General features: G+C 67.0%; 12 protein-coding genes. 5 read left to right on the top strand and 7 right to left on the bottom strand.

The features are described from left to right. Window positions 1-71: 71 nt before the first annotated feature. A complete protein-coding gene (locus C5O79_RS26175; protein ID WP_122474693.1) occupies window positions 72-740 on the top strand; it encodes a MarC family protein in 669 nt (222 codons plus the stop codon). A gap of 20 nt (window positions 741-760) precedes the next feature. Beyond that, a complete protein-coding gene (locus C5O79_RS26170) occupies window positions 761-964 on the top strand; it encodes a type II toxin-antitoxin system VapB family antitoxin (protein ID WP_122477275.1) in 204 nt (67 codons plus the stop codon). 43 nt (window positions 965-1007) lie between these two features. Here C5O79_RS26170 and C5O79_RS26165 read toward each other — a convergent pair whose 3' ends face one another. From C5O79_RS26165 to C5O79_RS26145, 5 genes are all read right to left on the bottom strand, one after another. Continuing rightward, window positions 1008-1493 (bottom strand): heme-binding protein, encoded by a 486-nt coding sequence (locus C5O79_RS26165; RefSeq protein ID WP_122474694.1) that lies wholly within the window; start codon window positions 1491-1493, stop codon window positions 1008-1010. 144 nt (window positions 1494-1637) lie between these two features. Continuing rightward, a complete protein-coding gene (locus C5O79_RS26160; RefSeq protein ID WP_122474695.1) occupies window positions 1638-2474 on the bottom strand; it encodes an ion transporter in 837 nt (278 codons plus the stop codon). Between the two features lie 193 nt (window positions 2475-2667). Further along, window positions 2668-3477 (bottom strand): TlpA disulfide reductase family protein, encoded by an 810-nt coding sequence (locus C5O79_RS26155; protein ID WP_039369680.1) that lies wholly within the window; start codon window positions 3475-3477, stop codon window positions 2668-2670. A 572-nt stretch (window positions 3478-4049) separates the two neighbouring features. Then, window positions 4050-4640 (bottom strand): DUF4410 domain-containing protein, encoded by a 591-nt coding sequence (locus C5O79_RS26150; RefSeq protein ID WP_122474696.1) that lies wholly within the window; start codon window positions 4638-4640, stop codon window positions 4050-4052. Between the two features lie 223 nt (window positions 4641-4863). Then, window positions 4864-5871 (bottom strand): hypothetical protein, encoded by a 1008-nt coding sequence (locus C5O79_RS26145; protein WP_122474697.1) that lies wholly within the window; start codon window positions 5869-5871, stop codon window positions 4864-4866. Window positions 5872-6064: 193 nt separating this feature from the next. Here C5O79_RS26145 and C5O79_RS26140 point away from each other — a divergent pair, with 193 nt between their 5' ends. Beyond that, complete coding sequence (locus tag C5O79_RS26140) at window positions 6065-6790, top strand: class I SAM-dependent methyltransferase (RefSeq protein WP_047851951.1); 726 nt, start codon at window positions 6065-6067, stop codon at window positions 6788-6790. A 158-nt stretch (window positions 6791-6948) separates the two neighbouring features. On the opposite strand, the gene C5O79_RS26135 is transcribed toward C5O79_RS26140, so the two are convergent. Next, the gene (locus C5O79_RS26135; protein WP_122474698.1) at window positions 6949-7425 is read right to left on the bottom strand and encodes a GNAT family N-acetyltransferase; all 477 of its coding nucleotides are present in this window, start codon (window positions 7423-7425) and stop codon (window positions 6949-6951) included. Between the two features lie 354 nt (window positions 7426-7779). Here C5O79_RS26135 and C5O79_RS26130 point away from each other — a divergent pair, with 354 nt between their 5' ends. Then, entirely contained in the window at window positions 7780-9444 is a 1665-nt protein-coding gene (locus C5O79_RS26130; protein ID WP_122474699.1) for an ABC transporter ATP-binding protein, read from the top strand. A 33-nt stretch (window positions 9445-9477) separates the two neighbouring features. Here C5O79_RS26130 and C5O79_RS26125 read toward each other — a convergent pair whose 3' ends face one another. Further along, complete coding sequence (locus C5O79_RS26125) at window positions 9478-10515, bottom strand: aldo/keto reductase (RefSeq protein ID WP_122474700.1); 1038 nt, start codon at window positions 10513-10515, stop codon at window positions 9478-9480. A gap of 130 nt (window positions 10516-10645) precedes the next feature. On the opposite strand from C5O79_RS26125, the gene C5O79_RS26120 reads away from it, so the two are divergent. Next, a complete protein-coding gene (locus C5O79_RS26120; protein WP_122474701.1) occupies window positions 10646-11530 on the top strand; it encodes a LysR family transcriptional regulator in 885 nt (294 codons plus the stop codon). Window positions 11531-11608: the final 78 nt, after the last annotated feature.

The following is an 11608-nucleotide window of genomic DNA, read 5'->3' as shown; positions in this document are numbered from 1 at the left end:
CTCCTGGCGGCCGGTCATCTCGACCGGTCGCTTTTTTTTATTCCTGTCCGTTCCCGAGGAGCACGATCGCGATGCCGGTCGACCGCCTGATCTCTGAAATTCTGTTCGGCTTCACCGGCCTGATCGGCATCATCAATCCGTTCGGCATGGCGTTCGTGTTTCTCGAACGCACGCAATCGCTGACGGAGGCCGAGCGCGCGACGCTGTCGAAAAAGCTCGCGACGAACGTGTTCTTCACGCTGCTCGTGATCTTCTTCATCGGTGCGCCGGTGCTGAATTTCTTCGGGATTTCGATGGAAGCGCTGCGGATCGGCGGCGGCTTCGCGGTGGCCGTGGCCGGCTGGTCGATGCTCAACGCGCCCGACGTGCCGGGCGGCGACAGCGGTGCGCCCGGCGACGATCTGCCGAAACTGATGTCGCGCGCCTTCTTCCCGCTCACGGTGCCGCTGACGATCGGCCCCGGCTCGATCGCGGCCGGCATCGCGCTCCATGCGAACCGTGCGCGGAAGGCTGCGGATTACCTGGTGTCGGGCGTAGTGTCGGTTGCGGTCGCGGCACTCGTCGCGTTCGCGATCTGGCAGATCTACAGCCGCGCGACGACGCTCGCGCGCTATCTCGGCAGCGAAGGGACGAAAGTGGCGATGCGGGTGTCGGCGTTCCTGCTGTTGTGCGTGGGCGTGCAGATCATGTTGACGGGGCTGGCGGCGTTCGCGCAGACGCTCGGCGGGCAGGCGGGATGAGGCGGGATGAGGGGCAGGCCATGCGGCTCACCGTGACGATCGACGGCGATCTCTTTGCGAAGGCCGTGCAAACGGCCGGACCAGGGGTGAACGAAGCGGAGTTGTTGCGGGAGGTCATCAACACGCTGGTGCGTGTCCAGGCCGCCAGACGTCTGGCCGCGCTGGGCGGGACACGGTCCGGCATGGCAGACATTCGACGGCGGCGCCCGGAACCGGCGTCGTAACGTTGCGTTGCCGGTTCGACTTGCCGGAATCCGGGCGTAGCCGTTACAGCAACTTCGCCTGAACGCGCGTGATCCCCTGCTGCGCACAGGCTTCATCGAGATGCCCGCCCGGCGCGCCGCCCACACCGACCGCGCCGATCACTTCGTCGCCGGCCTTGATCGGCACGCCGCCGCCCAGCACGAGGAACCCGTCGATGGCCGTCATCTGCGCGGCGGCGGGGTTCTTCTGCAGGTTCGTGGCGAGCGTACCGGTCGGTGTTTTCGTCGACAGCGCCGTGTAAGCCTTGCGTTGCGACGCATCCACCGTATGCAGGCCGGCATGGTCGGCACGCAGCATCGCGCGTGGGATGCCGCTGCGGTCGACGACGGTGACGGCCACGTTGTAGCCGCTGGCCGAGCAGGCCTGAATGGTCTGCTGCGCGATTTCGGTCGCGAGGGTCAGCGACAGGTTCTTCTCCTGAAGGACTTGCGCGGAAGCGGCGGTGGTCAGCGTGGCGGCGAGCGTCACCAGGGTCGATCGAATGATCATGGGAACTCCTTATCGAAATGGCTGGAAGGCGAGCGGCGAATCCGCGGCGCGCATCGCGTGTCGTGATGGCCGGCGCTGCAGCGACCGAACCGCTCGATGAACCCAGTTTCGAACAAGGGGAGGTGAAGCTGAATAGGACGGGGCCTATTTTGAATGCGGCGTGTCGCTCGCGCCGCGCTCCGGCAGCGCGACACCGCAATGCGGGCAGCACGATTCATTGCCCGCGGTCGGCCGCGCGTTGCCGCGCGTGCGCTCCAGCGCCGACGCCACCAGCTCCGCGCCCATGATCCCGGTGGGAAACGCGATGATCCCGTAGCCGAGCAGGATCGCGCACGACGTGATGAGCCGGCCGAGCGGCGTATGCGGCGTCAGGTCGCCGTAGCCGGTCGTGCTCATCGTCACGGCTGCCCAGTACACGCCCACCGGAATGCTCGTGATGCCGTTCTCCGGCCCTTCGACGAGAAAGATCACGGTGCCGAGAATCACCGTCAGCACGAACATCCCGCCGATGAACACGAAGATCTTGCGCCGCGCGCGGGCCAGTGCCCGCATCAGCATCTGCCCTTCCTCGAGATAGATCGACAGCCCGAGGATGCGGAACACGCGTAGCAGCCGGAGCAGCCGTACGTCGATCAGCGCATGCAGGCCGGGGAAGAAGAACGCGAGATAGGTCGGCAGGACCGACACGAGATCGACGATCCCGAAAAAGCTGCGCGCGTACTGAAGCGGCTTCGGTGCGGACAGCAGTCGCACCACGTATTCGACCGTGAAGAGCAGCGTGAACGCCCATTCGGCTGCATAGAGTGCGTGGCCGTATCGTTCGTGCAGGTCATGCACGCTGTCGGCCATCACGACGAGCACGCTCGCGACGATCAGCGCAAGCACCGCGACGTCGAGGTTGCGGAGGAACGCGGGGCGGTGGGTGTAGCGCGCGACGGTGCCGCGCAGCGCGTCGAAGGTGGACTGGATCGGGGTCATCATGCGCCCGAGTTTACGGACGACGTCCGGACCGGCCAATCGGACATGTCTGATTTCGGCGCCATGCTGGTCGCAGCGTCGATCCGGTCGTGCACGTGCAGCGTGCCCATGCGCCGACACATCGCCGGACCGGGCCGGCCGCGGTCGACGCGCGGAGATGGCGACGCGGGGCCCGACGTTTCTCGGCCGACGCGCGTTACTGGCCGAAACGGTCCGCCACGGCATCCTTCAGCCGCGCGGCGGAGATCTCGCCCATGTGCGATTCGACGAGATTGCCCTTCGCGTCGAAGAAGAGCGTCGTCGGCAGCCCGCGCGATCCGTAGGTTTTCATCGCGCGCAGCGTGCGATCGAGCAGCACGTGGTCGAACCGCAGCCCTTTCTGCTCGAGGAATGCGCGCACCGCTTGCGCGTCTTCGCCCTGGTTGACCATCAGCACCGTCATCCCCGGATGATCCTGCTGCGCTTGCGCGAGGATCGGCATTTCGCGCTGGCACGGCGGGCACCACGTGGCCCACAGGTTCACGACGACGGGCTTGCCCGCGAAGCGCTGCACCGGCACCGGCGTGGCGTCGAGTGCTTCGAGCTGCAACGCGGCGAGCGGCGGCGCGCCGTGCTGCAACGTGGCGAGCGTGCCCTGCGCGATCCCCCATGCGGCCACACCGGCGAGCATGCCGGCCATCACCGGGCGACGCAGCGCGGGCAGGCGGCGCAGGCGCCAGCCCGCGAACACGATTCCCGCCGCGAGGCCGATGCGCCAGTCGAAACCGCCGTCGCCGAGCGCGATGATCGAGCGCGGCGCGGCGGCGTATTCGTGCCACCACTGCGCGACATAGCCGATACGCGCGGCGAGCAGGCCGAACAGCAACGCATCGAGGATCAGGCTCGGTGCGGTCTTGTGATGTCCGTCCGGCGGGCGGCGCTGGATGAAGCGTGCGACGAGCCACGCCAACAGCGCGGCGACGGCTACCGCGACGACTCGGATCGAGAAGGGACCAATGCTCAGCATGAAAGGGGGAACGTGATCGAGCGGGGCTGGAGAGGGGATTGTCCGCCACGGCGATGAAGCCGTCGACGGTCGTGCGGCGATTCGACAGGTTGCCGCGGATGGGGGTTCCCGTCGAGAACGTAACGGCGCGTTGCGGATTCGATGGAGGAGGCAGGCTCAGGACGCCGCGATTTTCAGGCGGGCAGGCCGTCTGAAAATCAGACCGGTCTGATGGTCAGCGGAATGGCGTTCATCAACAATATTCAGGCCGGTGTGGTGTGGTGTGGTGTCCTCCGGTATCCCGAACAGGGATCTCTCCTTGACGGCCGCTCTGCTCCCCCGGAGCGGCCGATTTTTTATCGTCGCGCGTGCGGGCGTGAATGCCCGGTGGCGGCCGGTGGGCGCGGCCGTGATCCGATCATATCGGCTGATTCAACGGAATAGGACCGCTGCCAGATGCGAGCACCGGGCATTCACTCGCGCATTGCATGACGCTTGGTTCGCGACCGACGAGACCATTCGCTGGCGGTGGCATGTGATTCACGGCCGTTGCCCGACGGACCGCGGATCCGCGATCCGTCGGGCGGCGGGTCTTACAGCTTCTTCGACGCTGCCGGTGCCGCGTCGGCCTGTGTGGCCGCGGCCGCCGGATCGAGCGTCGCGAGCGTCTTCTCGGTGAATTTCTCGTACAGCCAGTCCAGGCGCAGGCTGTCGATGCCGGCGATGCCGCCGAGCGCATACGACGCCGACACCTTGAAGCGGTCGACCGGGTGATTGTCGGCGTCGGTGAGCGTCACGGTGCCGTTAACGTGATCGTTGCCCGCCATGAAGCCGAACATTACCGCCGTGAAGCTCGAGCGCACGCGAATGTCGTTGACTTCGACGTTCAGGTGCATCGCATCGGTCGAACCGGCCGTTGCCAGCAGCTTGCGTGCCGCCAGTGCGCTTTCGATTTTCCCTTTCAGATTCTCGGGGCTGAATTTCAGATTGTCTTTCAGCGCTTCCTGGGCGGCATGGTCGAGCATGACTTGCACGATCACGGGTTTCGAGCCGAATTTGGGCATCGATGCCGTCGCGATGGCCCCTGCCTGATCGCCGGCGTCGCGTGTCACGCTGCTCGCGCAGCCCGAGAGGAAGCCGATCGTCACCAATGCCAGAGCGGCATGACGGAATACAGATTTCATGATTTGGTCTTTTTTAGTTCGGGTTATTGGAGATGGCTCTGTGGCCGGGCGGAAATCTAACACCGGGCGAATCAATTCAAAACGTCGAATAAATCGGCGATCGAGTCGGCATGGCTTCATCGCCGCGTTTGGCGTGCATGAAAGTAGCCGGCGACTGCGTGGCGAAAGATTTCTCACACCCGCGAGCGGGGCTTGCCGTCGCGGCGCGGGCCGCCGCGTCCACTCATTGCCCGGTACCGGACACCGCCCCGCCGAGCCGATAGGCAGTGAAGAACTCGTACCACGGCGAGCCTTGTGCAACCGGCACGCCGAGCGCCGCTGTCCGCCGCTTCAACGCCCCGAACACGTCGTTGATCCGCGCCGTCTGCCCCGCATCGTTGAACGGATAAGGCCGCGCCCGGCCGGCCGCGAATGCGCCATACGCGATCGCGAGCAGGCGCGTGGTGTCGTCGGTCGACGCAATCGAGCCGTTGATCATTTCCGTGAAGCGCGGCCGGTCTTCGGCGCGTGATCCGGCGAGGCACAGGAACACGATCGCCGACAGCTCGTGCAGATCTTTCACCCGCAGCAGCCCCGGCAGCCTCGCGACGATTCGCTCCACCGGTTCATCGCGCAGTGCATCGCTGAAGTCGAGCACGGCGGTCATCGGATTCGCGTCCGCTTTCAGTCGATCGAGTGCCGACGATACGGCCGACGCGCTCGCCCCGCCCGGCGACGCTGCCGAAGCGGCCCGCAGCGCATCGGCCACCTGCTGCGTCCATTCCGGAAAGATCATCCGCACGTTGCCGAACTGCTCGCCGCCTTCCGCGGCCGGGTTCCATCGATACACGATCGTGCCGCCTCGAATGAACGGCGAATACAGGTGCTCGGGCGTTTGCGGCAGCGGCCGCCGGTTGATCGGCAGCCACGCGAGCGTCAGCCAGTCGTAGCGGCCGGTGGCGGGCACGGAAGGGCTCGAACTCGCGACGACCTGCCACGTGCCGCGATTCACATAGCGGCGTCGCGCGTCGGGCACCGGTACGGCCTGGCCTTTCGCGGTGTCGAAGTAGGTCGTGCCGGTCACGTTCGTGCCGCTGTCCGCGGCCGGCGTGACGGTGGAGATGACCCACGACACGCCGTTCGCCGCACGGTAGTCGGACGGCTTCAGCGTCGCGACGTCATGCACCATGCGCGTTTCGGCCGCGACGGGGCTCGGGGGGAGGTTGGCGGGCGCGGCCAGGATGCTCGGCATGGGATGTCCTCGGAATCGGGTGCGCATCGTCGAGCGGCAGCGACGCGCGGCGGCGCGGATTGTTTTATGTCACTGTAGAACGTCGCCGCCGTAAACGGAAACCGGCCGCGCGGCGCACCCCGCTCACGCGTTTGGCCGCTTCGGCTTACCATGCGCATCCTGAGCCAACGACGCACACCGGGCGGGACCGCACATGACCGACACGAAAGCCATCACGGAGCACTGGACACAGGTCGCCGACCAATGGATCGGCTGGGCCGGCAAGCCGGGGCACGACGCGTTCTGGAAATACCGCGCGGGGCTCGCCGCCTATATCGGCCGCGACACCGGCCGCGCGCTGGAAATCGGCTGCGGCGAAGGCCGCGTGAGCCGCGAGCTGAAGGCGCTCGGCTACGACGTGACCGCGACCGACGTGGTGCCCGCGATGCTCGACGCCGCGCGTCACGCGGATTCCGCGCATCGCTACGAGCTGGCCGATGCGGCGTCCCTGCCGTTCGACGCGGCCAGCTTCGATCTCGTGATGGCGTACAACGTGCTGATGGATCTCGACGACATGCAGCGCGCGTTGAATGAAGCGCGCCGCGTGCTGAAGCCGGGCGGGACGCTGTTCATCTCGCTCGTCCATCCGTTCCGCGATCGCGGCGGCTTCGCGGGGCCGCAACCCGATGCGCCGTTCGTGCTGAAGGGCAGCTATTTCGGGCGCGAGCATTTCGATGGCGTGGAAACGCGCGACGGGCTGTCGATGCACTTCGCGGGCTGGTCGCTGCCGCTGCAGGCATACATGGAGGCGCTGGAAGCGGCCGGGTTCGCGATCGTGTCGCTGCGCGAGCCCCCGCCTGACCAGGCCGATACGGACCAGTTGAAGCAGTGGGCGCGCGTGCCGCTGTTTCTTTGGATCAAGGCGCGGCCGGTAGCGTGAATGGGTCGCCCCGAGGACACACAAATCGACCGAAAGGATGAACTTGTATCCCCGGGGCTATCGGATTTGCCGAAACGGCTGTTCCCGAACGGGATCACGGCCTTCAATCGGGTAGCGCAATCCACGAGATGGCACTTGCTCGCCTCTCGCCGTTCCGCTCAGCGCGACAACTCCTTCCGATAAAGCACAGCCCCCGGCTTTGCCGCGACGGTGTCGTAGAGCCGCATCGCCGTGTGGTTCGTCTCGTGAGTCTGCCAATACACGCGTTCGGCGCGATGCGCGCGCGCGGCGCCGTACACGGCTTCGATCAGCGCGCGTCCGACGCCTTTGCCGCGCTCGCTGTCGAGCGTGAACAGGTCCTGCAGGTAGCAGGTCGGCCCGATATGTGTCGTGCTGCGGTGATACAGGAAATGCACGAGTCCGACGAGCCGGCCGGCGCGCTCCGCGACGAGCGCGTGCACGGGTTCGTAACCGTCGAAGAAGCGCGACCACGTGAGCTGCGTGACCCGCAGCGGCAGGGCCGTGTCGTCGAAGCGGCCGTAGAAGCGGTTGTAGCCGTCCCACAGCGGCAGCCACTGGTCGTAGTCGTTTTCCGTGACCGCGCGTACGGTCAGTCCGGTGTCGTTGGCATTCATGTTGGCGGACCTGTCGAGGAGAGGAGGGCGCGCCGCCGTTTCGGCCGGCGCGTCGCAGGTCTCCACGATAGGAAGTTCACGGCCCCATGGGTAGGCCCAAGAGGACGGCGTTTCATGGTGCCACGATCCGCGTAATTCTCACGATGTCGGCTGTCCGTCAGAACCTGCGGTGATCACGTCGGTTGCGCTTGGGGCTGATGAGTTCAGCCACCGCGCATCCCCGAGCAGTGGGCTTTCTTCCGTGCGATACCGCCGCCATGCCGCCCCGAACGCCTCCACGCCACGCCTTCCACTCTGTTAGACTTTTTCGCCCATCGCCGCCATCCGGGCTGCGCCGTGCCCGGTTCATTCGCCATGAACGAAACCCGTGCGTCGCATCCGCTTACCGAGGTCCTGCGGGCCTACTGGCAGGCCGATCGCCTGATGTTGCTGACGGTCGTGGCGGTCGTCATCCTTTCGAGCGCGAGCGCGGTTGCCGCGCCCTACCTGTTCTCGCGCCTGATCGATGCGCTGTCGCATCGCGGCGTGCTCCACGCGCTGATCGCGGGCTTCGTGGTCTATGCGATGCTGCTCGGCCTTTCCAGCACGCTGCAACGCGCGGTTCAGTACCTGGCATTCATGAGCGCGCAGAATCTGGGATTCATCACGAGCACGCGCTTCTTCGAGCGCATCCTGAAGAAGACCACGGCGTTCTTCGTCGAGCACAATCCCGCGGAAATCCAGAGCGCGAACGAGCGTGGCAGCCGGGCGCTGTCGGTGCTCGTGCAGTTGGGGCTGATGGACCTGATCCCCGGCACGCTGCAGATCGTGCTGACGCTCGTCACGCTCGGCGCATTGATCAATGTCGAGGTCGTGGCCATCACCGCCGCTTACGGCGCGGTCGCGGTGACGATCGCGATCGTTGCCGCGCGGCGTTCGCGCGCGTTCCTCGATCGTGCGATCGAGGCCGGGCAGGAGAATGCCCGTTTCGTCGGCGGCGCGATCAATGCGATGGAGACGCTTCGGCACTTCGGCAGCCATCGCTGGATGAGCGAACGTTTCTCGGAGAAAGCGCGCGTCGTGCGCGACAACTGGCGCGCGTATGTGCTGCAGCACGTCGTCTATCTCGCGCTGCTGGGTCTCGGTCTTGCGATCCAGTTCTCGGTGACGTTCTGGCTGCTGCTGCCGCGCCATGAGGCGGGGGCGCTGTCGATCGGCGACATCGTGCTGTTCAACACGTTGCTGCTGCAGCTGAACCATCCGTTCGAAATGATCGCGCGTGCGGTCGACGAGTGCGCACGCTCCCGCGCGGCGCTCGTGCCGTTCGCGGCGCTGTGGACGGCGCCCGAGGAGCGGCAGGTGTCGCACGCGGCGGCGTTCGTGCCGCAGGACGGGCGCATCGTGTTCGACCGCGTCGCCTATGCGTACGACAACGGTCGCGGCGTGACCGACGTCGACTTCGTTGCTGAACGTGGTGCGATTACGTTTCTCGTCGGCGAAACCGGCGCGGGGAAATCCACCGTCTTCAAGCTCGCGCTGAAGTCGATCGAGCCGACCGGCGGGCGCATTCTCGTCGACGGCGTCGATCTCGCGGAGATCGATCGCGCCGACTGGTACGGCGCGGTGGCCGTCGTGCCGCAGGATGTCGTGCTGCTGAACGAGAGTCTGGAAGACAACATCCTGCTTGGCCGGCCGCGCGACGCACGGCGTCTGCAGGAAGCGGCCGCGAAGGCGACGATCCTGACGTTCATCGAAAGCCTGCCGGACGGCTTCCGCACGACGGTGGGCGAGCGCGGGCTGAAGCTGTCCGGCGGCGAGCGCCAGCGCATCGCGATTGCCCGTGCGTTGTACGGCGAGCCGACCGTGCTGTTCCTCGACGAAGCGAGTTCCGCGCTCGACGAAGCCACCGAGCGCGACATCATGGAACACGTGCGGCTGCTGGCCCGCGACGTCACGGTCGTCGCAATCACGCATCGGCGCTCGGTCATCGGGCCGGCCGACAAGGTCGTGCGGCTCGGCGACGCGCGTGTGCCTGCGTAGCGCCGCACGGCCGCGCGCGCCGGCCGTCGGCGCTTACCCGAGCAGCGGCGGATTGAGTTGCGCGAACGCCTGCTGGCGGCGATACGGGAAGTACGGATAAGGCGCTTCCGCCGCGCTCGCCGCATCGAGCTTCGCGACCTGCGCATCGGTCAGTGCCCAGCCGACCGCGCCGAGGTTCTGCCGCAGCTGTTCCTCGTTGCGCGCGCCGATGATCACCGACGACACCGTCGGGCGCTGCAGCAGCCAGTTCAGCGCGATCTGCGGCACGGTCTTGCCGGTTTCCTCCGCGATCGCGTCGAGCGCATCGACCACGTCGTACAGGCGCGCGTCGTCGACCGGCGGCCCGAAGCTGGCCGTTTCATGCAGGCGGCTGCGTTCGGGCAGCGGCGCGTTGCGCCGGATCTTGCCGGTGAGCCGGCCCCAGCCGAGCGGGCTCCACACGAGTGCGCCGAGCCCCTGATCGGCGCCGAGCGGCATCAGGTCCCACTCGTAGTCGCGGCCGACGAGCGAGTAGTAGACCTGGTTCGCCACGTAACGCGACCAGCCGTGCCGATCGGCCGCCGCCAGCGACTTCATGATCTGCCACCCCGCGAAGTTCGACACGCCGATGTAGCGCAGCTTGCCCGAGCGCACGAGATCGTCGAGCGTCGACATCACTTCCTCGACCGGCGTGCTCGCATCGAATGCGTGGAGTTGCAGCAGGTCGATGTAGTCGGTGTCGAGGCGGCGCAGCGCGTCGTCGACGGCGCGGACCAGCCGCGCGCGCGACGTGCCCGCGTCGTTCGGGCCGCTGCCGGTCGGCAGGCCCGTCTTCGTCGAGATCAGCACCTGGTCGCGACGTCCGTTGATCGCGGCGCCGAGCACGCGCTCGGATTCGCCGTCCGAATACACGTCGGCCGTGTCGAACAGGTTCACGCCGGCTTCGAGGCAGATGTCGATCAGGCGCCGCGCTTCGTCGACATCCGTGTTGCCCCACGCACTGAACAGCGGGCCGGTGCCGCCGAACGTGCCGGCGCCGAAGCTCAGGACGGGAACCTTGAGGCCGGAGCGGCCGAGGGTGCGGTATTCCATGGCGGGTTTCCTTTGGGTGATCGACGTGTCGACGAGCGGCTGCGTGGCCAAGTGTTGCCACACTGTATCGCTTGCGGATATTTCGGATAATTGGGCAGACTTCGAAAATATCGTTCGGAAGGAGCGAATAATGCTGCTCGACAATCTCGCGCTGTTCCTGCGCATCGTGGAGAAGGGCGGACTGGCCGCGGCGGGCCGCGAGTTCGGGCTGTCGCCGGCCACCGTGTCCGAGCGGCTGACCGCGCTCGAGCGCCACTACGGCGCGGCGCTGCTCACGCGCACCACGCGCGCGATCAGCCTGACCGACGAAGGCCGCACGCTCGTCGACGGCGCGCGGCGCTTGCTGGCCGAGGCCGATGAACTCGAAAGCCGCGTGCGGCTCGGCGTGCAGACACTGTCGGGCCCCGTGCGCCTGAGCGCGCCGGCCGATCTCGGACGCGAGCGCGTGGTACCCGTCGTCGACGCGTTCCTCGCCGAGCATCCGGGCGTCACGGTCGATCTGCATCTGGGTGACGGCTACGTGGATGTCGTCGGGCAGGGGCTCGATTTCGCGATCCGTCGCGGGGTGCTCGCCGACAGCTCGCTGCGCAGCCGTTCGCTCGGCCGCGCGCGGCGCGTGGTGTGCGCGTCGCCCGCGTACCTCGCGGCGCATGGCACCCCGCGGCACCCGGACGATCTCGCCGCGCACGACTGCATCGTGATGCGCTTCGGGCCGAACCTGTATGCCGAATGGCCGTTCAGCATCGATGGCGAACCCCGGCGCGTGACGGTGCGCGGCCGGCGGATGGCCAATGATGGCGCCCTCGTGCGCGCGTGGTGCGTCGCGGGGTACGGCGTCGCGCTGAAGTCACTGGTCGACGTCGAGCAGGATCTGGCGTCCGGCGCGCTCGTGGAAATCCTGCGCGCGTTCTCGCCGGGCGACGTCGATTTGCAGATCGTCTATCCGGGCAACGCGGTGCAGCCGCGGCGCGTGCGGGCGTTGATCGACAGGTTGGCGGAGGTGCTCGCGGCGTGAACGCATGTGGATGCAGCCGCGTCGAATTCGATGCAGCGACGCCAACTCCATGCCCATCGGGTGGCCATTGTGGCGTGT

It is taken from the genome of Burkholderia sp. SRS-25, assembly GCF_004343765.1.
GTDB classification, from domain to species: domain Bacteria; phylum Pseudomonadota; class Gammaproteobacteria; order Burkholderiales; family Burkholderiaceae; genus Burkholderia; species Burkholderia contaminans.
The sequence above is the reverse complement of the archived record's forward strand: the minus strand, read 5'-3'. Positions and strand labels throughout refer to the sequence as shown.